Annotated in this window: 23 protein-coding genes; 16 read left to right on the top strand and 7 right to left on the bottom strand. The window is 45.3% G+C overall.

Annotated elements, in window-relative coordinates; all coding sequences use genetic code 11:
• Positions 1-21: 21 nt before the first annotated feature.
• Complete coding sequence (locus C2759_RS09205; protein ID WP_215354939.1) at positions 22-1,692, bottom strand: MFS transporter; 1,671 nt, start codon at positions 1,690-1,692, stop codon at positions 22-24.
• A 304-nt stretch (positions 1,693-1,996) separates the two neighbouring features.
• On the opposite strand from C2759_RS09205, the gene C2759_RS09210 reads away from it, so the two are divergent.
• Genes C2759_RS09210 through C2759_RS09225 form a run of 4 tightly spaced genes read left to right on the top strand, consistent with a single transcriptional unit; the run spans position 1,997 to position 6,723 of the window.
• Positions 1,997-3,082, top strand: coding sequence for a TRAP transporter substrate-binding protein (locus C2759_RS09210; RefSeq protein WP_215354941.1), 1,086 nt, complete (start codon positions 1,997-1,999; stop codon positions 3,080-3,082).
• Between the two features lie 20 nt (positions 3,083-3,102).
• Positions 3,103-3,645 carry a TRAP transporter small permease subunit gene (locus C2759_RS09215; protein WP_215354943.1) on the top strand — a complete coding sequence of 181 codons (543 nt, stop codon included), beginning with the start codon at positions 3,103-3,105 and terminating at the stop codon, positions 3,643-3,645.
• Entirely contained in the window at positions 3,642-5,087 is a 1,446-nt protein-coding gene (locus C2759_RS09220; protein ID WP_215354944.1) for a TRAP transporter large permease subunit, read from the top strand. Before C2759_RS09215 ends, C2759_RS09220 begins: the two co-directional genes overlap by 4 nt.
• A gap of 37 nt (positions 5,088-5,124) precedes the next feature.
• Positions 5,125-6,723: a gamma-glutamyltransferase family protein gene (locus C2759_RS09225; protein WP_215354946.1), complete on the top strand. Its 1,599-nt coding sequence runs from the start codon at positions 5,125-5,127 to the stop codon at positions 6,721-6,723.
• Here the strand turns inward: C2759_RS09225 and C2759_RS09230 are convergent.
• Complete coding sequence (locus C2759_RS09230; RefSeq protein ID WP_215354947.1) at positions 6,710-7,339, bottom strand: trimeric intracellular cation channel family protein; 630 nt, start codon at positions 7,337-7,339, stop codon at positions 6,710-6,712. The genes C2759_RS09225 and C2759_RS09230 overlap by 14 nt on opposite strands.
• Before the next feature lie 81 nt (positions 7,340-7,420).
• On the opposite strand from C2759_RS09230, the gene maiA reads away from it, so the two are divergent.
• Positions 7,421-8,101, top strand: a complete 681-nt coding sequence (gene maiA / locus C2759_RS09235; RefSeq protein WP_215354948.1) for a maleylacetoacetate isomerase — start codon at positions 7,421-7,423, stop codon at positions 8,099-8,101.
• On the opposite strand, the gene C2759_RS09240 is transcribed toward maiA, so the two are convergent.
• The 3 genes from C2759_RS09240 to C2759_RS09250 are packed head-to-tail and all read right to left on the bottom strand — an operon-like array spanning position 8,072 to position 10,799.
• Entirely contained in the window at positions 8,072-9,001 is a 930-nt protein-coding gene (locus tag C2759_RS09240) for an AEC family transporter (protein ID WP_215354949.1), read from the bottom strand. The genes maiA and C2759_RS09240 overlap by 30 nt on opposite strands.
• Before the next feature lie 20 nt (positions 9,002-9,021).
• Positions 9,022-9,546 (bottom strand): gamma carbonic anhydrase family protein, encoded by a 525-nt coding sequence (locus C2759_RS09245; protein ID WP_215354950.1) that lies wholly within the window; start codon positions 9,544-9,546, stop codon positions 9,022-9,024.
• A gap of 35 nt (positions 9,547-9,581) precedes the next feature.
• Complete coding sequence (locus C2759_RS09250) at positions 9,582-10,799, bottom strand: ammonium transporter (RefSeq protein WP_371816922.1); 1,218 nt, start codon at positions 10,797-10,799, stop codon at positions 9,582-9,584.
• Positions 10,800-10,921: 122 nt separating this feature from the next.
• Between C2759_RS09250 and C2759_RS09255 the strand changes: the two genes are divergently transcribed.
• Positions 10,922-11,284: a Rap1a/Tai family immunity protein gene (locus C2759_RS09255; protein ID WP_215354952.1), complete on the top strand. Its 363-nt coding sequence runs from the start codon at positions 10,922-10,924 to the stop codon at positions 11,282-11,284.
• A gap of 55 nt (positions 11,285-11,339) precedes the next feature.
• Entirely contained in the window at positions 11,340-11,627 is a 288-nt protein-coding gene (locus C2759_RS09260; protein ID WP_046330828.1) for a membrane lipoprotein lipid attachment site-containing protein, read from the top strand.
• Positions 11,628-11,729: 102 nt separating this feature from the next.
• Here the strand turns inward: C2759_RS09260 and htpG are convergent, their stop codons facing one another.
• Positions 11,730-13,631 carry a molecular chaperone HtpG gene (gene htpG / locus C2759_RS09265; RefSeq protein ID WP_215354953.1) on the bottom strand — a complete coding sequence of 634 codons (1,902 nt, stop codon included), beginning with the start codon at positions 13,629-13,631 and terminating at the stop codon, positions 11,730-11,732.
• 91 nt (positions 13,632-13,722) lie between these two features.
• Positions 13,723-14,133 carry a rhodanese-like domain-containing protein gene (locus C2759_RS09270; RefSeq protein WP_215354954.1) on the bottom strand — a complete coding sequence of 137 codons (411 nt, stop codon included), beginning with the start codon at positions 14,131-14,133 and terminating at the stop codon, positions 13,723-13,725.
• Positions 14,134-14,214: 81 nt separating this feature from the next.
• Between C2759_RS09270 and C2759_RS09275 the strand changes: the two genes are divergently transcribed.
• Genes C2759_RS09275 through C2759_RS09315 form a run of 9 tightly spaced genes read left to right on the top strand, consistent with a single transcriptional unit; the run spans position 14,215 to position 24,213 of the window.
• Positions 14,215-15,477 carry a putative Na+/H+ antiporter gene (locus C2759_RS09275; protein ID WP_215354955.1) on the top strand — a complete coding sequence of 421 codons (1,263 nt, stop codon included), beginning with the start codon at positions 14,215-14,217 and terminating at the stop codon, positions 15,475-15,477.
• Between the two features lie 57 nt (positions 15,478-15,534).
• The gene (miaB, locus tag C2759_RS09280) at positions 15,535-16,893 is read left to right on the top strand and encodes a tRNA (N6-isopentenyl adenosine(37)-C2)-methylthiotransferase MiaB (RefSeq protein ID WP_215354956.1); all 1,359 of its coding nucleotides are present in this window, start codon (positions 15,535-15,537) and stop codon (positions 16,891-16,893) included.
• 1 nt (position 16,894) lies between these two features.
• Positions 16,895-17,371 (top strand): rRNA maturation RNase YbeY, encoded by a 477-nt coding sequence (gene ybeY, locus C2759_RS09285; protein ID WP_215354958.1) that lies wholly within the window; start codon positions 16,895-16,897, stop codon positions 17,369-17,371.
• A gap of 56 nt (positions 17,372-17,427) precedes the next feature.
• Positions 17,428-18,267, top strand: a complete 840-nt coding sequence (locus C2759_RS09290; protein WP_215354960.1) for an HlyC/CorC family transporter — start codon at positions 17,428-17,430, stop codon at positions 18,265-18,267.
• A gap of 8 nt (positions 18,268-18,275) precedes the next feature.
• Positions 18,276-19,802 (top strand): apolipoprotein N-acyltransferase, encoded by a 1,527-nt coding sequence (gene lnt / locus C2759_RS09295; protein WP_251366959.1) that lies wholly within the window; start codon positions 18,276-18,278, stop codon positions 19,800-19,802.
• Between the two features lie 60 nt (positions 19,803-19,862).
• Positions 19,863-20,747 carry a glycine--tRNA ligase subunit alpha gene (glyQ, locus tag C2759_RS09300; RefSeq protein ID WP_015422011.1) on the top strand — a complete coding sequence of 295 codons (885 nt, stop codon included), beginning with the start codon at positions 19,863-19,865 and terminating at the stop codon, positions 20,745-20,747.
• A gap of 16 nt (positions 20,748-20,763) precedes the next feature.
• On the top strand, positions 20,764-22,902 hold the full coding sequence (glyS, locus tag C2759_RS09305) for a glycine--tRNA ligase subunit beta (RefSeq protein WP_215354962.1): 2,139 nt from the start codon (positions 20,764-20,766) through the stop codon (positions 22,900-22,902).
• A complete protein-coding gene (gene gmhB / locus C2759_RS09310) occupies positions 22,899-23,471 on the top strand; it encodes a D-glycero-beta-D-manno-heptose 1,7-bisphosphate 7-phosphatase (protein ID WP_215354964.1) in 573 nt (190 codons plus the stop codon). The genes glyS and gmhB overlap by 4 nt, the downstream gene beginning before the upstream one ends.
• A 7-nt stretch (positions 23,472-23,478) precedes the next feature.
• A complete protein-coding gene (locus C2759_RS09315; RefSeq protein WP_215354966.1) occupies positions 23,479-24,213 on the top strand; it encodes a 1-acyl-sn-glycerol-3-phosphate acyltransferase in 735 nt (244 codons plus the stop codon).
• Positions 24,214-24,221: the final 8 nt, after the last annotated feature.

Here is a 24,221-nt window from a genome sequence, read left to right on the forward strand (position 1 = left end):
TTTGAAACGGACTAATAAAACTTAGTCTTGAGCGTAGATATCTACGTCTTTAGTTTCTTTAATAAACAGTGTACCGATTACCAATGTCACCGTAGCGATGATGATTGGGTACCAGAGGCCGTAGTAAATATTACCGTTTTGCGCCACCAAGGCAAAGGCGATTGTTGGCATCAAGCCACCGAACCAACCGTTACCAATGTGGTATGGCAAGGACATAGAGGTGTAACGAATACGGGTTGGGAACATCTCAACCAACATCGCTGCAATTGGGCCATAAACCATGGTTACCAAGATCACCAAAATTACCAAAATACCAAGAATCGCAGCATGGTTAACGCCAGCAGGATCAGCCTTTGCAGGATAACCAGCAGCATTCAATGCCTCACGAATTGCTTTCTTGAACTCAGCATCTTTTGCTTTCGCATCAGCTGGAGCCAAGCCCTTAGCGGAGTAGCCTTGAATCTCTGTATCGCCAATCTTCACAACAGCAGTACCACCGGCTGGGCCAGCAATCGTTGTGTAGCTTGCAGAGTTAGAAGCCATCACCTGCTTTGCAATGTCGCAAGAACTTGTGAACTTCGCAGTACCTGTTGGGTTGAACTGGAAAGTACATTCGTTCAGATCAGCAGTAATACTTGCTGGGGCAGTTGCCATTGCCTTTTCTAACGCTGGGTTAGCAAAGTGGGTTAAGCCATTAAACAAGGAAACTGGTGTGTTCGGGATGTACAGAATGATGGCGAGCAACAAACCACCCATGATGATGATTTTACGGCCAATCTTGTCTGACAATGTACCGAAGATCACGAAGAATGGTGTGCCGATTACCAATGAAGCAGCAATCAACAAGTTCGCAGTCTTAGGATCTACCTTCAATACTTGAGTGAGGTAGAACAAAGCATAGAACTGACCTGTGTACCAAACCACCGCTTGACCTGCAACCAGACCAAACAATGCCAAGATCACAATCTTCAAGTTCTTCCATTGAGCAAATGACTCTGTCAAAGGTGCTTTAGAGAGTTTGCCCTCTTCCTTCATCTTCTTGAAAGCTGGAGATTCGTTCATCGATAAACGGATGTAAACAGAAACAGCCAACAACACGATTGAGAGAAGGAATGGAACACGCCAGCCCCAAACATCAAAGTCTGGACCTGTGAATTCACGTGTGAACAAAATCACTAGCAGGGACAAGAACAAACCTAATGTTGCTGTAGTTTGAATCCAAGCTGTGTATGCGCCACGCTTACCCTGAGGAGCATGTTCCGCCACATAAGTAGCAGCACCACCGTACTCACCACCCAAAGCCAAACCTTGAAGCATACGCAATGCGATCAAGATAACTGGGGCAGCAACACCGATAGTTGCATAGTTAGGCAAACAACCTACGATGAAGGTTGCACCACCCATCAATAGGATCGTTACCAAGAAGGTGTACTTACGACCAATCAAGTCACCTAAGCGACCGAATACTAAAGCGCCGAATGGGCGAACAATAAAGCCGGCAGCAAACGCAAGCAATGCGAAAATGAAGGCAGAACCTGCATCTAAGCCTGAGAAGAACTGCTTGGCCATAATTGCGGCCAATGAACCGTAAAGATAAAAGTCGTACCACTCAAAAACCGTACCTAAAGAGGAAGCAAAAATAACTTTGCGTTCTTCAGCGGTCATTGGGGCTGCTTTAGTTGATGTTGACATCAGTAGCTCCTAACTATTTTTATTAAATAAAAAAACAACTAGGCGATTATGCTTTGAAAAAAATCAAAGAAATCGACTACCTAGGGTAATTCCCCATCAAATCGGATCGGGGTTTTCCCCATAAATGTGGATTTGTTGCAACGCATTCGTTGCACTATCTTAAAAGGCACTTGCACCAAGATGTTGCAAACAGCCCAATTCAGGTGCAAACATATATGAGCGCCTGTTGCTATCCAGATTTAATAAGGTTTGCAGTCAATACCCGTCAATACACTAAAAAATAACTAATTAAGGAGCAATACAAATGAAAAGACGTGACTTTTTAAGTAAAACTGCATTGGGCGCAGCTGCTGGTGTACTGGCAGCTCCGGCTATTGCTCAATCTATGCCAGAAATTAAGTGGCGCTGCGCCTCTAGCTTTCCGAAAAGCTTAGATACGATTTACGGTGGTGGCGAATACATTTCCAAGCGTGTTGCTGCACTGACTGATGGTAAGTTTCAAATCCGTATTTTTGGTGCAGGTGAGATTGTTCCCGCATTTGGTACGGTAGATGCCGTTCAGCAGGGTACTGTTGAGTGCTCCCATACAGCTGGTTATTACTTCGTTGGCAAAAATAAAACCTTTGCGTTCGATACCACAGTGCCATTTGGCATGAACCAACGTCAGCAAAATGCCTGGATGTATTGGGGCGGAGGCTTAAAGCTCCAACGTGAATTCTTGCGTGATTACAACATTGTCTCTTTCCCAGCAGGAAATACTGGCACACAAATGGGTGGCTGGTTTAAGAAGCCTGTCAAAACAGTCGCTGACCTCAAGGGTCTAAAAATGCGTATTGCAGGCTTAGGTGGCGAAGTCATGTCACGTCTAGGCGCCATACCCCAACAAATTGCAGGGGGTGATATTTACCCTGCTTTGGAAAAAGGTGTTATCGATGCGGCGGAGTGGGTTGGTCCGTATGACGATGAGAAATTAGGCTTTTATAAAATTGCACCTTACTACTACTACCCAGGATGGTGGGAAGCTTGTTCGATGTATTCCATGTACGTCAACATCAAGGAGTGGGAAAAGTTACCTAAGCAATATCAAGAGGCGTTTACCTCCGCATGTGCTGAATGCAATATCGACATGATGGCTGAATACGATTATAAAAATCCGATCGCCTTGCAAAGCCTGATTAAGAATGGCGTAAAACTTCAATCCTACTCAACAGAAATCATGAAAGCAGCCTCTACTGCTGCGTTCGAGATGTACGAAGAAGAGGCCGCTAAAAATCCATCGTTCAAGAAAATTTATGAGCCATGGAAGAAGTTCCGTAACGACCAAATGCTGTGGAATAAGGTTGCTGAGCAGACACTCATGAGTTTCATGCTAAGTAACCCAGTCAAATAAGAACCTACCGATAAGTTGATATGCCAAAACAATTATTAATTTTTTCAAGTTTCGTAGATCGCCTGAATGACCGTTTTGGTGTATTGGCGAGTTGGTTGGTATTAATTGCCGTTCTGGTCAGTACTGCAAATGCACTGATCAGGTATGGCTTTAATGTCAGTTCGAATGGTTGGCTAGAAGCGCAGTGGTATTTGTTTGCTGGAATGGTGATGTTTGGTGCCGCCACTACGTTTCGACTCAATGAACACGTACGGGTAGATGTGCTTTATGCACTTTATCCAAATAAAGTTCGACTTTGGTTGGATTTTTGGGGCGGCATCATTTTCTTCCTACCGGTGACCATCATCATTGGCTACTACTCCTGGGAATTTTTCATCACATCTATTATTCAGAATGAAACTTCAAGCAATCCTGGCGGCTTAATTCGCTGGCCAGTCCGAGGCGCTATTACTCTAGGCTTCTTCTTGCTGACCCTTCAGGGTCTCTCTGAAATTATCAAACGATATGCAGCCATTATTGGCGTGCTCAAAATCGATCCTAAGTACGAAAGACCTTTGCAATGATTAGTCATGACCTGATGGCTCCCATTATGTTTGGGGGCTTGATTATATTTTTATTAATTGGATATCCAGCAGCCTTTTCACTTGGCGCAGTTGGACTATTCTTTTCTTTTATCGGCATTGAGATGGGCATGTTCCAGCCTACCTTTTTGCAAGCACTGCCAGATCGAGTTTTTGGAATTCTTTCAAATGATCTTTTGCTCTCGATTCCTTTCTTCACCTTCATGGGAGCCATTCTTGAAAAGTGTGGTCTAGCGGAAGACATGCTTGAGGGATTGGGGCAGTTGTTTGGACCAATAAGAGGTGGCTTAGCTTATGCGGTCATTATTGTTGGTGCGATTCTTGGAGCAATTACCGGAACCGTTGCAGCTTCCGTAATCGCCATGGGCTTAATCTCGCTACCTGTGATGCTGCGTTATGGATACAACCCGAGAGTAGCAACTGGTGTGATTGCAGCCTCAGGAACAATTACTCAACTTATTCCGCCTTCACTCGTTTTAATTGTGTTGGCTGATCAATTGGGCAAGTCTGTTGGTGATATGTATGCTGGTGCCATTGGGCCATCCATCATTCAGATCGTACTGTTCTGCTTGTTCATTTTCTTCTTATCGATTTTTAGACCTCAAGATGTACCAGCACTCCCACCTGAAGCTCGTCCAAAGATTGATTGGAAGCTATTCAAGAAAATTCTCTGGGGGATCATTCCCTCTATTGCACTGATCTTCTTGGTACTCGGAACAATCTTGATGGGTCTTGCCACCCCAACTGAAGGTGGTGCAATGGGTTCTGTGGGAGCATTAATTCTTGCTGCCATGAATAAACGACTCCAAAAAACTTTGGTCTGGGAAGCAATGACTTCTACCATGCGCATTAACGCCATGGTGATTTTCATTCTGATTGGATCCACTGTCTTTGGCTTAGCTTTCCGCGGAGTTGATGGTGATTTATGGATTGAGGAACTCCTATCAGGTCTGCCAGGCGGTCAAGTAGGCTTCCTCATTGCAGTGAACTTGTTTGTTTTCTTCTTAGCCTTCTTCTTAGACTATTTTGAAATTGCATTCATCATCATTCCGCTATTGGCACCCGTGGCAGAAAAGCTGGGCATTGATCTGATTTGGTTTGGCGTGCTGCTTGGCGCCAATATGCAGACCTCATTCATGCACCCTCCCTTTGGGTTTGCCCTGTTTTATTTAAGAGGGGTGGCAGATAAAACCGTCAAAAGCTCAGATATTTACTATGGAGCCTTACCGTGGGTTGGTCTACAACTGATTCTGGTAGCGATCATCATCTTCATTCCAGAAACGGTGACGTACTTTGTTGATAAACCTGCTGCCGTCTTTGATGCTAGCGGCCCTTCGGTTGATCCATTGGCCGGTGTAGAGCAAAATGAGGTTACGGTAGACTCCAGCTCTGACATTGAACGTCAGCTACGTGAGAATAAATAACAATACACATTGAGACAGCAGTCAAAGGGATTTAGTAATGCAACAAAAATGGGGAATTCGAGGGATGGCGGTAGCGCCACACTCACTGGCATCTGAATCAGCATTGGCAGTACTGCGTGAGGGTGGTAATGCATTAGAGGCAATGGTTGCAGCTGCAGCGACTATTGCTGTCGTCTACCCCCACATGAATTCCATTGGTGGTGACTCTTTCTGGGTGATTCACTCTCCCGGAAAAGCTATGGGCGGAATTGATGCCTGTGGCGCAGCAGCTGGTTTAGCGACTAAACAGTGGTACGCAGAGCGTGGCATCACCACTACCATTCCTTTTAGGGGTGCCATCGCAGCCAATACGGTTGCAGGCACTATCTCTGGTTGGGGCGCTGCTCAGAAACTATCGCAAAAAGGTTTAGGTGGAAGACTTCCACTCTCCCGCTTGTTAGTAGATGCTATTCACTATGCTGAAGCGGGTGTGCCAGTTACTCACAGTCAATCAAGCTTGACTGAAAAAAAGAGGGTGGAGTTAAGCCCTATTCCCGGATTTACAGAGACATTCTTAGTAGATGGTAAGGCCCCTGAAATAGGTAGTATTTTTAAACAAGATCGTCTTGCAAAAACCTTACGGCAAATCTCGCGCAAGGGAACAGAAGATTACTACCGTGGTGATTTAGCCAAATTACTTGCCAAGGAACTCACAGATATCGGCAGCCCTCTCAGGTTGTCGGATCTGCATCGCCATCAAGCCAAGCTCATTGACCCGCTTGAACTCAAACATAGCGTGGGCAATATCTACAACATGACACCGCCAACTCAAGGCGTCGTTTCTTTGATGATCATCGGCATCCTGGACCAACTTAATCTCAAGCGCTTTAAAGTCGACAGCGCCGAATATGTTCACCACTGTGTTGAGGCCACCAAGCAAGCCTTCATGGTCAGAGATAAATATGTGACTGATCCTGCTTATATGACAAAGCATGCTCAATCTTTCTTGTCCCCTGACTTTTTAAAGAAGCTGGCAAAAAATATTGATCCTGAAAAAGCATTACCTTGGGGTCAGGGTAAAGGGCCGGCCGATACGATTTGGATGGGGGTGATTGATGGCAATGGAAATGGTGTTTCCTTTATTCAAAGTATTTATCACGAGTTTGGCGCCGGCATCGTTCTACCCAAGTCTGGTGTGAACTGGCAGAACCGAGGTTGCAGCTTCTCGCTGGATCCAAAGACACTCAATCACCTTGAGCCCTATCGAAAACCATTCCATACATTGAACCCGGCCATGGCTTTGTTTAAGGATGGTCGGTCCATGGTGTACGGCACGATGGGTGGCGATGGCCAACCTCAAACTCAGTGTGCAGTCTTTACTCGCACAGCGACATATGGCCTAGACCCACAAGATGCGATTAGCCGTCCACGTTGGCTGCTTGGCAGGACCTGGGGACAAACCAGCGACAGTTTGAAATTAGAATCACGCTTCACTCCTTGGGTTGCCAAAGAGCTTCATGCTCTAGGACATGAGATTGAAATGCTCGATACCTTTGATGAAACCGTTGGCCATGCTGGCTGCATTATTCGGGATCCATCAGGCACGCTACATGGCGGCTGGGATCCCCGCAGTGATGGCGCAGTTAGCGCGTTTTAGTAATAAATAATTTCGGTACGCGCAGATCCCAGTAAATGGCAGCTGCCCGTAACCCAAAAATAGCTAGCATGCACATCACCGATCCCTCTAGTGTGTAGGTTGGGAAGAAATTCAGAATCAGGACATAGATACAGCAACCCAAGGTAACAGGGATTGCATACAGTTCATGTGACATCAATAAGGTTTTTCTGCCTGCCAAAATATCGCGTAGCAAGCCACCACCAATTGCAGTGACCACTCCCAGAATCACAGGAGCAACCGGCAACCCAAAGTCTAGGTTCCAGGCTTTATCTGCTCCCTGAATGCCAAACAAAGCTGCGCCAAGTCCATCGATATAGAGCATCCAGCGATAAATCTGCGGCTGCGTAAAAAAAGATTCCGCCACAAAAGTCACGACGCACGCGGCCAAGGCCACCCAGATATAAATTTGAGCAATTGACCAAAATGCAGGGACCTCCAAAATGATGTCACGCAGTGTTCCGCCACCAATGGCGGTAATCACACCTAGCACCATGACGCCAAAAAGATCGACACCCCGATCAGCAATAGCGAGTACACCAGTGACTGCAAAAGCAACCGTGGCAATGATGCCAATCCAGAAATTAATTTGATCCATAGTGACTAGTTTAAATCACCGACACCAGTCATTCAATGAAGTCCTGAATATACTGAGGGTAATGCCATCAAGGAATCTTTTATGAAAACTCAGTTGTATAGCTTTTGGCGAAGCTCAGCAGCCTTTCGGGTGCGCATTGTCCTGAACTTAAAAGGCATGGATTATGAAGTGATTCCAATACATCTGGTGAAGAATGGTGGCGGACAAAGCACTCCAGAATATGCAAGTAAAAATCCCAATCGCTTGGTGCCCCTCTATACCGATGGTTCTCACACCATTCACCAATCGCTCGCCATCATTGAATATTTAGAAGAGATTCAGCCGCATCCTCCGCTACTACCCCAAACGCCAATCGATCGAGCGTGGGTACGCTCAGTAGCCATGGATATCGCTATGGAAATTCACCCACTGAATAATGTAAGGGTGTTGCGCTATCTCATGAAAACTTTAGGCGTGAGTGCAGAAGCAAAAGATGCCTGGGGTCATCATTGGATAGTTTTGGGTTTAGAAAGTCTAGAAAAGCAATTGAGCGTTGATGCGAGAGTCGGTCGTTTTGCTTGTGGAGATCAACCTGGCTTGATTGATATTTGCTTAGTGCCGCAAATTTTTAATGCGCTCAGTACCAAGATCGATATGACGAGCTACCCAACACTCATGAAGATATTTCATCAATGTATGACGCTACCCGCATTTATTGATGCCTCTTGGGAAAAGCAAATTGATGCGGAGGGATTAAACCCCCTTACTCCACCAAAGGAATAGTGACAGCGTTAACAAAGATCCCACTGTGGTTAAGAGCACCACTCGTGAAATAATTCTGCCTTCTGCGTTGTAATACTGAGCCAACATGAACGGGCCCGTGCCTGTAGGAAGGGCTGCCAGAATCACAACGGCATTCACCCATAAGGTGGGTAAGTCCAAAATTGGTCCGGCTATGACCCAAGCAACTACAGGCTGAATAATCAGTTTTGCAAAAGTAATCCCCCACGCCTGTTGAGGTGCTGAATTTTCTTTTTGCATCAAAAACAAACCAATAGAGACTAAAGCACAAGGCGTTGCAGCCGCAGCCAAGAAAGAAATCACTTGCGCTAATGGGTCATACAAAACCAAGTCTGTAGAAGACCATAACAAACCTGCCACCGGAGCAATCAATAGTGGATTGGTACAAAGTGACTTCAGCACACTCCAAACAATCTCATGGGATTTTTTGTGGGACTGTATACCAACCTCAATGAGGACTGTTGCAATTGCAAACATTACAAACACAATAAAGGTTGCAATGATTGCTGGCGCCAGACCATCTTGACCGAGCGCCAAAACGCAGAGCGGAATACCCATGTATCCCGTATTCGAATACGACGCACTCAGCCCTGAAAAACTAGCGCTCGCTAAATCTCGATTACGTACCCAAGTGATTGCCAATACAAAAATAAATACCACCAAGCAACTCAGAAAAAAAGCGGTAATAAACCCTGGCTGCCAAAGCGTTTGCCAACTGCTACTTGAAGCAAAATTAAATAACTGAGCAGGTAGCGCAAGCCAAACGACAAAGCGATTTAACTCGATGGATGCACTCTCACCTAATTTGCCTGTACGTCCACAAACATAGCCAATCAGAATGAGGGCAAATACCGGAAAGACTACATTAAAAACATAGAACAATTTAGGTGGGCTTTTTTAGATCAGGCAATTTTCTTCAGAGTCAGCCGATATCGCTGCGCATTTTTTATGTAACGACCAGCAATATCTTCAATGCCAGCAATTTGCTCTGGAGTCAGCGTCTTCACTGCTTTGGCAGGTGAACCCAAAATCATCGAGCCGTCAGGAAATTCTTTACCCTCAGTGACCAATGCTCCGGCACCCACTAAACAGTTCTTACCAATTTTGGCACCATTCAAAATCACGGCGCCAATACCAATCAAACTGCCATCACCAATTTGACAGCCGTGAAGCATCACTTGATGTCCAACGGTAACGTGCTTACCAAGGATGAGGGGATAACCAGGGTCAGTATGCAAGATAGAGGCATCTTGCACATTACTGCCCTCGCCAATTTGTATCAGATCGTTATCGCCACGGATCACGACCTTGGGCCATACACTCGTATTTTGATGAAGTTCTACCCTACCGATGACTTCTGCACTCTCGGCAACCCAAGCTCCATCGTCTAAGCGGGGAGCATTTCCATCTAGTTCAAATATAGCCATGACTCATTATAGGTAATGGCTATATTTAAGACAGCCTACCAGTTGGACTCGCGATCAGGAGAAGAAGAAATCCGGTGAATACTTAAATCAGCACCTTCGTACTCGTCTTCTTGTGACATCCGGATACCTAAAATAGCTTTTAGCAAACCATAGACCACAAAACCACTGACGAGAGCAATAACAACCCCCAAGCCAGTTCCAATCAACTGCCCCAAGAAAGTCACTCCACCAAGACCTCCTAATGCTTTTGCCCCAAAAATACCTGCAGCTAAGCCACCCCATAAACCGCATAAGCCATGCAGCGGCCAGACGCCCAACACATCGTCGATTTTCCAGCGGTTTTGCACCAAGGTAAACATGTATACAAAGAGAGCGCCAGCAATTAAGCCAACTACCAAAGCGCCCATCGGGTGCATTAGATCTGAGCCAGCACAAACCGCTACCAAGCCAGCTAATGGCCCGTTATAGGTAAAGCCTGGATCATTACGACCAATTACCCATGCAGCTAAAGTGCCGCCAACCATCGCCATCAGAGAATTCATAGCCACTAAGCCACTGACTTTATCAATAGTCTGTGCACTCATGACGTTAAATCCAAACCAACCTACCGCCAGAATCCAAGCACCCAATGCCAAGAATGGAATGCTAGATGGTGGATGCGCAGCCACATTGCCATCCTTGGTGTAGCGACCACGACGGGCGCCCAAGAGAATGATGGCTGGCAATGCAATCCAACCACCCACTGCATGCACTACAACTGATCCAGCAAAATCATGAAACTCTTCACCAGTCAATGCCTTGATCCACGCCTGAATACCGTAATGCTGATTCCAAGTAATACCCTCGAAAAAGGGGTAAATGAAACCCACCAAAATAAAAGTAGCAATCAGTTGAGGATTGAACTTCGCACGCTCCGCAATACCGCCAGAGATAATGGCTGGAATAGCAGCGGCAAAAGTCAGCAAGAAAAAGAATTTGACGAGTTCATAGCCGTTTTTCTCGGCTAAGATTTCGGCACCAGAGAAAAAGTCAACGCCGTAAGCAATGCTGTACCCGATAAAGAAATAGGCAATGGTTGACACGGCAAAGTCCACCAAGATTTTGACTAAAGCATTTACTTGGTTTTTTTTGCGTACCGTGCCCAGCTCAAGAAATGCAAATCCTGCATGCATAGCCAAGACCATGATTGCGCCGAGCAAAATAAATAGGACATCACTGCCTGATTTCAAAGTTTCCACCGAATAACTCCCCATATTTTTTGCATCATTATGGGGAATATTCAGGTTGCATTTGAACATCTATGCACTTATTTAGTGCAATTTAATACCCTCTCCATGGTTTATGATTAAATTTACATACATCCAAGGGAGAACCCGTGAAAAAAGTTTTAATTCTATTGGCCGCTTTAGGCGCATTTTCTAGCTTAGCTCAGGCCCAAGAAAAAATTCAGGTGCTAAGCACCCAAGAACTCGTCAATGTTTGCAAAACACCCGCAAGCCCAGAATCTCGTAGTTTTTGCGTAGGCTATACAACGGCCATTTACGATACTTATTTGGCTACACGCCACCCACAGCGCGCCAAGCCATATATTTGCGTAAAGCAACCAGCGCCGTCTCGTGACGAAGTGATTGATGATTTTGTGAAATTTGGCCAATCCAATCAACAAACGGCTGACAAGCCAGCAGCAGGTGTTTTCTTGGGCTTTTTGGCATCACGCTTTCCTTGCGCCAAAAAATAAGCTAAGTCACCAAGTTATTGAGCCAGTTTAATCTATAGACAAAGGAACAGTTGATATGAAAAAAATTATCGCTATCACTACCGCAACCCTAGCAATCGCAGGTTGCTCCAACATGAGCAATACAGAACAACGTACTTTATCTGGCGCTAGTATCGGTGCAGCGGCCGGTGCAGTTGGTACAGCTATTTTCCACGGCAATCCAATCTGGGGTGCAGTCGGTGGCGCAGCAGTTGGTGCGGCTTCTGGTTACGTATACGATGCCTACAAAAAAGAGCAGGCTTCTGAATACAACTCTGGATATAACGCAGGCAAAAGCAATCAACCCGCTAAAGCTCCCCAGTAATACTTAGCCAGCTTTACAGGCTAGATTCAATTCTAGTTGCAGCAAAACAAAAAACCCGACTTGCATACAGCAGGCCGGGTTTTTCTTTAAGACTTCAGCAAGCTATGAAAGTAATAGCTGGTTAATACGCTTTACATACGCGGCCGGATCATTCAATTGGCCACCCTCTGCCAAGAGCGCTTGATCAAACAAAACCTGAGTCCATTGATCAAAGTGCTGATCATCTGACTTCAACTTCAGGAGCAAAGGATGCTCAGGATTAATCTCCAAAATTGGTTTGGTATCTGGCGCTTGCTGGCCTGCCGCTTTTAGCATTCGCAATAAATTTCCAGATAGCTCGTTCTCATCAGAGACCAAGCATGCTGGAGAATCAGTCAAGCGGAATGTCACGCGCACATCTTTCACCTTGTCTTCCAAGGCCGCCTTCATACGATCGAGCAAGTCCTTGAAATTCTTCTCAGTTTCTTCATGCTCTTTCTTTTCCTTCTCGTCACTTAAGTTGCCAAGATCTAGACCACCTTTTGCTACCGAGGTCATGTGCTTGCCATCAAACTCAGTGAAGAAAGAAAGCATCCATTCATCTACTCGATCGGAGAGCAATAGGACCTCAACACCTTTCTTACGGAAGATCTCTAAATGCGGACTATTTTTTGCGGCATTAAAGGTATCGCCAGTGACGTAATAAATCTTGTCTTGGCCCTCTTTCATCCGAGAAGCATATTCAGCCAAAGAAACGGTTTGATCTGCAGAGTCGGTTTGCGTACTTGCAAAACGCAAGAGCTTTAAGATGCGGTCTTGATTTGCTTGATCTTCACCAACACCCTCTTTAAGCACTTGTCCAAACTGAGTCCAGAAGGTGCGGTACTTTTCTTTCTTGGCCTCATCATCGCTATTGGCTAGATCCTCAAGCATGCTCAGCACACGCTTAGTGGAGCTTTCGCGAATGATTTTGACATCACGTGATTCCTGCAAAATTTCACGGGAGACATTCAAAGGAAGATCTGTGGAATCAATTACACCAGTAACAAAACGCAGATACATCGGCATTAATTGCTCGGCATCATCCATGATGAATACCCGCTTCACATACAACTTAATACCGCCACGCTTATTGCGATCCCACAAATCAAATGGTGCACGTGCAGGTACATACAGTAGTTGCGTAAATTCACTGCGGCCCTCCACTCGATTAAGGGAGTGGCATAAGGGATTTTCGTAATCATGAGACAAGTGCTTATAGAACTCGTCATACTGCTCTTGAGTAATCTCCGATTTGGAGCGTGCCCACAAAGCACTAGATTGATTAATACTCTCAAGCTCATCCTTAATGACTTGCTCTTTTTTATCTGCATCCCACTCTTCTTTATTCATCTGAATCGGCAAAGAGATGTGATCAGAGTACTTACGAATGATTGACTTGAGCTTATGTGTAGAAAGGAAATCATCCTCACCTTCACGTAAATGCATCGTGATCGAAGTCCCACGCTGTGGGCGATCAATACTTTCTACTGTAAATTCACCTGAACCATCAGACTCCCAACGAACACCATCCGTAGCTGGCAGGCCTGCTCGACGCGTCTCTACTGTAATACGATCAGCTACGATAAAGGCTGAATAAAAGCCCACGCCAAACTGGCCAATTAAAGCGGCATCTTTTTGTTGATCACCAGAGAGCTTGGAGAAAAATTCTTTCGTACCAGAGCGAGCAATAGTTCCCAAATTAGAAATCACTTCATCGCGACTCATGCCAATACCGTTATCTGAAATCGTGACAGTTCTAGTAGTCTTATCAAAACTAACCTTGATCCTCAGATCAGGATCGTCACCATACCAATCAGGATGCTCAATCCCCTCAAAGCGGAGCTTATCTGACGCATCAGATGCATTCGAGATCAACTCACGGAGAAAAATTTCCTTGTTGGAGTACAAGGAATGAATCATTAGTTGTAAAAGTTGCTTTACCTCGGCCTGAAAGCCTAAGGTTTCTTTGCTAGCTACTGTCATACGTATTTCCTCTTCCCTCATTAATCAATGAACATCATCTCAAGTAAATGGGGCTTATTTAATGCATTTCAAGATCCATACCAATAGAAATTTAGCTCTGTTGTGGCTTTGACTGTTTCTCCGCTATCGGCAATTCAGCTTTTTTCCAGGCACTAAAACCGCCCTCTAAATGACAAACACCTGGAACTCCCATTTTTTGAAGGGTTTCCGTTGCCAAGGCGGAGCGCCACGCAGATGCACAATAGAGCACCAAACGCTTGCCTTCTCCAAAAACCGGCTTGTAATAAGGGCTGTCCGGATCAACCCAAAATTCCAGCATGCCACGCGGCGCATGAATTGCATTTGGAATCATCCCGTCACGCTCTAGCTCTCTCACATCCCGAATATCTACAAATACTGTGTTTTGATCATCTAGAAATTGTTGCGCTTGCTCTAAGGGCACAGTCTCAATTTGAGCCATCGCATTGGCAATTAATTCTTGATAGCCTAATTTCAATTTCATCAAAATCTCCTAAATTGCTAATAGTTTTACTGAGTTAGTTTTGCACCTATCTTGACAGGCTTGCCCTGATAATATGTACCTATGAACTTTACCCCTACCGAGCTTGGCGCAAGCATCATTTTTGCGATCGCAGTACTGCATACATTTTGCACTTCGTATTTTGAAGCACTTGCTAAAAAATCTTCAAAGCACGCTGGCTTATGGCATCTCCTTGGTGAAGTAGAAATTGTCTTTGGTTTTTGGGCGGCTATTCTGATTATTTTTATGTGGCTCGCTAATGATCTCACCACAGCAAAAGAGTACGCTAACAAACGAAACTTCACCGAGCCCCTATTTGTTTTTGCCATTATGGTGGTCGCTGGTAGCAAACCAATTTTGCATTTTGCAACTCAGTTGCTACACAAACTCGGCAAGACCATTCAGCTCGTCTTGCGTACCAAGCAAGCTCCGACGCTATATTTTCTGACCCTGAGCATCACACCTTTACTGGGTTCGCTGATTACTGAACCTGCGGCAATGACACTGGCAGCATTCTTATTACGTGACCTAGTCTATCGTCATAAATGCTCGACCCCACTGTTATTCGGTACTTTGGGCGTGCTGTTTGTCAATATTTCGATCGGTGGCACGCTGACTAACTTCGCCGCACCACCAGTGCTCATGGTGGCATCTACTTGGGGCTGGAGTAGCGCTTTCATGTTTGCCAATTTTGGCCTTGAAGCAATGATCGCTATTTTTATCAACGCAACAATCGTAACGCTGCTGTTTCATAAGCAGTTAATTGAGCCTACAAGCAAAGTGGAACAGGTTCGCATGCCGCTCACCATTACAGCTATTCATCTACTCTTTTTGCTGGGTATCGTAGCTTTTGCACATGATCCAGTGATCTTTATGTGGCTATTACTTTTTTTCATTGGCTACACCACTGCTTATCCAAAACATCAAAACCCGCTCATCTTGCGCGAAGCTTTACTAGTAGGCTTCTTCTTGGGTGGATTGGTGGTCTTGGGCGGACTACAAGGCTGGTGGTTACAACCCATTCTGGAAACGATGAGCCCTACCGCAGTGTTTTATGGAAGTCTGGCGTTAACAGCAATTACCGATAATGCAGCGCTCACCTATTTAGGCTCATTAGTTGAGGGTACTTCCCCAGAATTTAAGTTAGCCCTAGTTGGCGGCGCAGTTGCAGGCGGTGGCCTAACCGTCATTGCTAATGCTCCCAACCCTGCTGGATTAGCTATTTTGCGTAGTTACTTCCCCAATGCAGCTGTTTCGGCAGGCTTATTATTTATAGCCGCCATTCCACCAACCATTGTTGCGATTCTGGCCTTACGTCTGCTCTAAGCGACTTATCCCGTAAAATCTCAGCTTCGCCCCCAGCTATAAACCTGAGATCGGCATATGAAAAAGCTCTATATCAAAACCTTTGGCTGTCAAATGAACGAGTATGACTCGGGCAAGATGGCCGACCTCCTACATGCCGATGAAGGCATGGTCATGACTGATACCCCTGAAGATGCAGATGTGGTTCTATTGAACACGTGCTCGATTCGTGAAAAAGCGGAAGACAAGGTATTTTCTGGCTTAGGGCGGCTGCGTGAGCTCAAGAAAACCAAACCCGATTTATTGATTGGTGTCGGCGGTTGCGTTGCCAGCCAAGAAGGCCAACAAATTATTAGCAGAGCTCCCTATGTAGATGTGGTCTTTGGTCCACAAACACTGCATCGCTTGTCTGATCTCATTACACAACGTCGCGAAACTGGTAGACCTCAAGTTGACATCTCTTTTCCAGAAATAGAAAAGTTTGATCATCTACCCGCCTCTCGTCAAACGCGCGGCTCGGCTTATGTCTCCATTATGGAAGGCTGCTCAAAATACTGCAGCTACTGCGTCGTTCCTTACACTCGCGGCGAAGAAGTATCGCGTCCCTTTGACGACGTATTGACAGAAGTAGCTGGGCTTGCAGCCCAAGGCGTAAAAGAAATTGTTTTACTCGGTCAAAACGTCAATGCTTATCTTGGTAAAATGGGTGACACGGAAGAGATTGCAGACCTTGCACTACTGATTGAATATATTGCAGAAATTCCGGGTGTTGAAAGAATTCGTTTTACTACTAGCCACCCAAAAGAATTTACCCAGCGCTTGATTGATGTCTATGCAAAAGTTCCCAAGCTGGTGAGCCACTTACATCTTCCAGTGCAACACGCATCCGACTCCGTTTTATCTGCAATGAAACGTGGTTACACCGCCCTAGAATATAAAAGTATTATTCGCAAGATGCGCGCTGTGAGGCCCGACCTGACCCTTTCTAGTGACTTTATTGTGGGCTTTCCTGGCGAGACGGATGAAGACTTTGCAAAACTACTCAAAATGGTTGAAGAGCTCAATTTTGATAATAGCTTTTGCTTTATCTTCAGCGCACGCCCAGGCACACCTGCGGCCAATCTCGGTGATGACACCCCTTACGAAGTCAAACTCAAGCGACTACAAACTTTACTTGCCCTAGTTGAGTCACAAGCAAATCAGATTAGTAACGATATGCTGGGTAATACTGAACGAGTTCTGGTTGAAGGCTTAGCAAAGGATGGAGTGAACCTGCAAGGTCGCGCTACCAATAATCGAGTAATTCACTTTACTGCGCCTGATGCAGATATCGAATCACTCATCGGTCAAATGGTAGACATCCGTATCACTGAAGTACTCAATTACACACTCCGAGGCGATCTCATCAGCGAGCTTACTTTTACTCACATCCATTAAGATGACAACTAAGCAATCATCACCCTCTAAATTAGAGATAGATATTCAATTTGCTAGCACTGCAATTAAGGAAAAAGTTTTGACGATTGCTTCTCAAGCAGCAATCAAAAAATGGGTAAAAGCTGCAATTGCACTGAATGGCCTAATCACCTTACGTTTTGTTAATGCAGCTGAAGGGAAAAAACTCAATTTTGCCTTTCGCAGTAAAGACTATGCGACTAATGTCCTCACTTTTCCATATGAGCTCAGCAACAAGACTTTGACTGCCGATATTATTTTTTGCCTCCCCGTGATTCAAAAAGAAGCCACAGAGCAAGATAAGGTCGTCAAAGCACACCTGGCTCATCTCATTATTCACGGCTGCTTGCATGCCCAAGGCCTTGACCATGAGAGTGCTACAGAAGCAAAGAAAATGGAAGCCAGGGAAATAGTCCTCCTCTCATCTTTGGGCTTTGCCAACCCCTACGCAGCCATTTAAGGCATCCAAATTGCCTCCTTCATTGAATTTACTTATTTCTGCGATATTCTTGACATATGCCTGACCCCAATAAATCCCTTTTAGAACGCTTGGCCGATTTTTTAACGCCACAGCCAACCAGCCCAGCTGAACGTCGTCAAGAACTGATTGACACTCTCAGAGAAGCTCAGACAGAGGGCTTAATTGATGCAGATGCACTCTCCATGATTGAGGGAGTATTCCAGGTAGGTCAATTATGTGCGCGCGATATTTTGATTCCCAGAGCGCAGATTGACTGGATTGACATTAGCCAGCCTTTATCGGAAATCATCAAAAGCGTGATTACTGCCGCTCATTCACGCTTCCCTGCATTTGAAGGTACTCGTGACAATGTGGTTGGCATACTGTTGGCAAAAGATTTATTGCGTCACTCCACTGAAAAAGATTTTCAGGTGCGTGATTGGCTCCGTCCTGCCGTATTTATTCCTGAATCGAAACGCTTAAGCGTGTTGCTACGCGACTTTAAAGATAACCGTAATCACTTAGCTATTGTCGTGGATGAATACAGCAGTGTTGCAGGCGTCATTACGATTGAAGATGTGCTTGAACAAATTGTTGGCGACATTGAAGATGAGCATGACATTGATGAAGAAGCAGATAACCTCATCTCCTTAGACAATGGTGATATTCGCGTAAAAGGTATTACCGAGCTCGAACAATTTAACGAGACTCTGGGTACGCAATTTGAAGTTGAAGATATTGAAACGGTTGCCGGTCTAGTCATTCAGCATCTTGGTCGAGTGCCAAAGATGGGTGAACTGATTGAAATTGACGGGGTTGAATTTGAGGTTCAGCGCGCCGATCCAAGACAGATTCATATTCTGCTTGCACGACAACTCCCCAAAAAGCCCGACTAAGGATTGCTTTGATTGATCGGCTACTGCCAAGGCTTAGCGGTTATATCGGCCATCTGAAGTTGTTTGTTCTTGGTGCAATACTGGCAAGTGTTGCGGAACTGCCCTTAGGTGGATGGATTCAGATTCTGATCCTCGGCATAATTTGGTGGCAAATTACAAAGTATCAAACTGCTTCTTTCGGGAGTATATTTTTCTTGGGGATGTCATTTGGCCTTGGCTACTTCGTACTAGGGCTTTGGTGGATCTTTATCAGTTTGCATGATATTGGCGGAATGAATGTCATGCTCTCCTGCACTGCAGTTTTCCTATTGGCCGGTCTACTAGCCATTTTCTTTGCTTGCGCCTCACTCACACTACATTTTTCAAAAGGGCTATTTTTCCCAAGTCTTCTACTGGCATCAAGCTGGGTGGCGACAGAATATTTGCGCGGCATACTCTTTACTGGCTTTCCCTGGATGGGTCTAGGAGAAACACAAGTTTATGGTCCTTTTGCACCAGTCGCCCCATTTCTAGGTGGACTGGGGTGCACTTTTTTTACAGTATTAGTATCTCGGCAGTTACTCTTTTTGAGGTCCCACTTCAAAGCTAGTTCAATTTCTGTGGTGTCTCTAATCGTACTAAGCCAACTATTGAGCTTCTGGTCCTTTACGAAGCCTACCGGCGAGCCTCTGACTGTAGAGCTCATTCAGGGAAACATTGCTCAAAGCTCAGTCTTCAAACCAGAGGGTATGCTGCAACAAATTGCGTTTTATAAATCTGCAATGCTAGATTCGCATGCAGACTTGGTAGTGTCTCCAGAAACAGCCTTGCCATGGCCTGAGACCAATTTACCTACAGGTACCTTAGAGGATCTGCAGGAATTTGCAATCAACAATAAGCGCTTCCTTTTATTTGGCATCTTGGGGCGGCACTTTAATCCCGTAGATGGAAGAGAATTCTCCAATAGAGCAATCGGCTTTAGTCCAAGTAATCCACCTTATCGTTACGATAAATCGCATCTGGTTCCTTTTGGAGAATTTATTCCCCCAGGATTTGGTTGGTTTGTAAATGCATTTAGCGTACCCCTAAGTGATTTTTCTCGAGGATCTCAAAACCAATCCTTGTTCTTAATTAACAGAGAGGGGCAGTCTCCACTCTATGCGGCAATCACTATTTGCTATGAAGATGTATTTGGTGATGAGCTAGCTACACGTTTACGTAATAGCAAAGAATCGGCCAACCTCTTTATCAATATGACAAACCTTGCTTGGTTCGGGGATTCTCAAGCACCAAAACAACAATTGCGACTTTCACAATTACGCTCCCTAGAAACGGGTCTTCCTGCATTACGAGCAACCAATACTGGAATCACGGCAGTACTTGGTCCAGATGGCAAAATTTTGGCAGAACTTCCCAAGTTCACCCAGGGCATCTTAAAGACCAGTATTCAGGCCTACTCCGGCACAACTCCTTACGTACTTTGGGGAAACGCGCCCATTTTGAGCCTTTCTGGTCTCTTACTCCTTCTGGGTCTGATTCGCCAAAAACGAATCTAAGTGCAATTTCCTAGTTCGCTAGCTTAGCCATGTAAAATCAAAGGCTTAGCCAGGTACATCATGCTTACTTTTCAGCAAATCATTCTCAAACTCCAAGATTACTGGGACCAACAAGGTTGTGCCCTATTGCAACCTATTGACCTTGAGGTGGGTGCCGGTACATCTCATACAGCCACTTTCTTGAGGGCAATTGGCCCTGAGCCATGGAAAGCAGCTTACGTCCAACCCTCTCGTAGACCTAAAGATGGTCGGTACGGAGAAAATCCGAACCGCTTGCAGCACTACTACCAGTACCAGGTAGTACTCAAGCCTGCGCCAGAAAATATTCTTGAGCTCTACTTAGGATCGCTTGCAGCCTTAGGTCTTGATCTTCAAAAGAACGATGTACGTTTTGTTGAAGATGACTGGGAAAATCCAACCTTGGGCGCATGGGGCTTGGGCTGGGAAGTTTGGCTTAACGGCATGGAAGTAACTCAATTCACCTATTTCCAGCAGGTTGGCGGTATTGACTGCAAACCTGTTTTAGGCGAAATCACCTACGGTATTGAGCGCTTGGCAATGTATATCCAAAATTGCTCCAACGTATATGACCTCGTTTGGGCAGACGGCATCTCTTATGGTGACGTGTATCACCAAAATGAAGTGGAGCAATCTTGCTACAACTTTGAACATTCCAACACCGACCTCTTGTTTGCAAACTTCACCAACTATGAAAGTGAAGCCAAGCGTTTGATGGAAGTGCCACTAGCCTTGCCGGCTTATGAAATGGTACTGAAAGCTGGACATACCTTTAACTTACTTGACGCCCGTGGCGCTATCTCGGTTACCGAGCGTGCAGCCTACATTGGACGCATCCGTAATCTCTCTCGTGCAGTAGCGCAGGCTTACTTCGAATCTCGTGAGAAATTAGGATTTCCGATGTGCCAACGTCAATCCAAAGCCTAAGCAGCTCAATCAAATTATGAGTACACCGAATTCCCTCTCCAAATCAGACAACCTTCTGATTGAGTTGTTTACTGAAGAGCTTCCACCAAAATCATTACGCCGCTTAGGCGATGCTTTTAGTGAGGGTGTTTATTCAACCCTAAAGGCCGCAGGACTCTTGAGCGACAACTCTCTTGCCACTGGCTTCGCTACACCGCGCCGCCTTGCCGTTCAAATTACCAATGTCTTGAGTCAAGCTCCAGACTATCCGGTACGTGAAAAATTACTACCAACTAGTATTGCTTTTGATGCTGATGGAAAGCCCACTGCACCACTGCAAAAAAAATTAGCCTCTTTGGGCTATGCAGATATCGACCTTTCTACCTTAGAAAAAGCGGGTGAAGGCAAGAATGAAGCACTGTATCTCAATGTCGTTGCCAAAGGGGCGGCATTAGAACAAACCGCTCAACAAGCACTTGAGCAAATATTAGGTAAATTACCCATCGCCAAAATGATGCATTACCAAGTGCTACAGAAAAATGGTGAACTGGCAGACGTTGAGTTTGCACGCCCAGCGCACCGCATCATTGCTCTACACGGTAAGCAAACATTGCATATCAGCGCACTTGGCATTGATGCAGAAAACCAAACCGAAGGCCACCGCTTTCTGGCTCCAGGCGTCATTACGATTACCTCTGCAGATCAGTATGAGTCTGACCTCACCGCCAAAGCAAAAGTGTTACCAAGCTTTGATAAACGCCGTGAATTTATCGAATCCGCATTATTAAAGGCTGCTGGCCCCGATTTAGTTTTGATGCCAGATAGTCTCTTAGATGAAGTAACTGCCTTAGTAGAGTGGCCGGCAATTTATGAGTGTCACTTTGATCAAGAGTTCTTAGAGGTTCCACAAGAATGCTTGATTCTGACAATGCAGACCAATCAAAAATACTTTGCTTTGACTGACAAGCAAGGTAAATTACGCAATCGTTTTCTGATTGTTTCCAACATCGAGACTGATAAACCAGAAGCAATTATTTCTGGCAATGAACGTGTAGTGCGCCCACGACTTTCTGATGCACGCTTCTTCTTTCAGCAAGATCAAAAGCGTCCACTGGCATCTCGCGTAGTTGATCTAGGAAAAGTGGTTTATCACAATCAGCTCGGCAACCAATTGGATCGCACCAAGCGTGTTCAAGGTATTGCTGTTGGCATTGCAAAAACTTTATCAGCCAATGAAGCGCTGGCTAGCCGTGCTGCTGAGATTGCTAAAACGGATTTATTAACTGATATGGTTGGTGAGTTCCCAGAACTCCAAGGCATCATGGGCCGTTACTACGCCACGCATGATGGTGAAAATCCTGAAGTAGCCTCTGCCTGTAGCGAGCATTACATGCCTCGCTTTGCTGGTGATGTATTGCCCCAAACGCAAACCGGCACTATCTTAGCGATTGCCGAAAAGCTAGAAACTCTTGTTGGCATTTGGGGCGTTGGCCTTGCACCAACTGGTGATAAAGACCCCTATGCCCTGCGTCGTCACGCTCTCGGAATCTGCCGGCTCTTGCTAGAGAAAAATCTCAGTCTGAGTCTGCCTGAATTGATTGAGCTAGCACGCAAACAGTTTCCGCAAAAAGATGTTCAAGAAAAAGCGAAGGCTGAAGATATTTACGCCTTCATCATTGATCGACTACGTGCTTACTTGCGCGATCAGGCTGTTGCTAGCAAGCCGTTCACTACCGAAGAAATTGATGCGGTATTGAGTCAATCACCTGCGCAACTGAATGACTTGATAGATCGCTTAACTGCATTGCGTGAATTTAATTCCTTAGCAGAAGCTGCTCAGTTAGCCGCTGCCAACAAGCGTATCAGCAATATCCTGAAAAAAAATGCCACTGCTATTCCAGGAACATGCTCAAGCAAGCTCTTACAAGTTCCCGCTGAAATAGCTCTATACGAAGCACTTGAGAAAATTACAACAACACTGACTACTACTTATGAGCAACGTCAGTTTGTGGATCTATTAAAAGCATTGGTGGCTTTAAGCACCCCAATCGATCAATTCTTTGCCGATGTGATGGTGATGGACCCAAATCTAGAGCTGCGTGATAACCGCCTAGCCCTCCTGCAACAACTTCACCAGAAAATGAATCTCATTGCCGACCTCGGCAAATTAGCATGAGCATCAGCTCCTCTAAACTGATCATTCTTGATCGCGATGGCGTGATTAATGAAGATCGTGATGATTATGTGAAGTCGAGTGATGAGTGGATTCCGCTACCAGGTAGCCTTGAAGCCATCGCACTACTGAATCAAGCGGGCTATCAAATCGCTGTGGCAACTAATCAATCTGGGTTAGCGCGAGGCTATTTCAATATCAATGATCTACATGCAATGCATGGCAAGATGGAGAAGCTGCTTAAACCCTTAGGCGGTCATATTGATAGTATTTTCTTTTGCCCGCATACCGATGCCAATGCATGCGATTGCCGCAAGCCTCTACCCGGGATGATGAAAGAGATAGCGCTGCGTTACAAGAAAAATCAGAGTGTCACGCCTTTATTGGGTGTACCGATTGTGGGCGACTCCTTGCGTGATTTGCAGGCAGGAGTTGCATTGGGTGCTAGTCCGCATTTAGTATTAACCGGCAAGGGTAGCAAAACCCTAGATAAAGGTGGCCTCCCAGAGGGAACACAGATTCATGCAGATTTGATGGCATTTGCTACCGCACTCTTACAAGATCAGGTTTAATGCCAATATGACTTTTATTCGCTCAGCCTTATTCACCCTATTTTTGCTGATATTCACGCCAATCTGGTCGGTACTTTGCATTCTCGTTTTTCCATTCCTCAATCCAGAGAATCGCTATCGCTTTATTGGGCTGTGGAATAAGGTCGTTATCTGGGTTTTGCAACCTCTCTGTGGAATTCGTTACGAAATTCGTGGGATGGAAAACATGATGGCGGTTTTAGATAAGCCTGTTGTTGTTCTTAGCAAGCATCAATCTGCGTACGAAACTATTTTCTATATCGCCCTACTTCCCAAGCAGGTTTGCTTTGTTTTCAAAAGGGAGTTGCTTTGGATTCCTTTCTTTGGCTGGGCCTTGGCTTTACTCAAGATGATTCATATCAATCGTAACAGCAAAGAAACTGCCGCCATCTCTGTTGTTGGTCAAGGGAAAAAACGCTTAAGTGAAGGTAAATGGATTTTGTTGTTTCCAGAGGGGACCAGAACGCCCACCGGATCTCATAAGCCCTACAGTAAAGGTGGTGCAAGGCTAGCGAGTGCTACTGAGGCTTTGGTTATTCCGATTGCCCACAATGCTGGTCGTTGCTGGCCTAAGAATAGTTTTCTAAAGCAAGCGGGCACAGTGATCTTCTCAATCGGTCCTGCCATTTCCTCTACTGGAAAAACAGGTGGGCAACTTCATCAAGAAGTAGAAAAATGGATTGAAGCTGAAATGCGAGTAATTGATCCTACCGCTTACGAGTAAAGCGATGT

It is taken from the genome of Polynucleobacter sp. MG-Unter2-18 (assembly GCF_018687675.1).
In the GTDB taxonomy this organism is placed as follows: domain Bacteria; phylum Pseudomonadota; class Gammaproteobacteria; order Burkholderiales; family Burkholderiaceae; genus Polynucleobacter.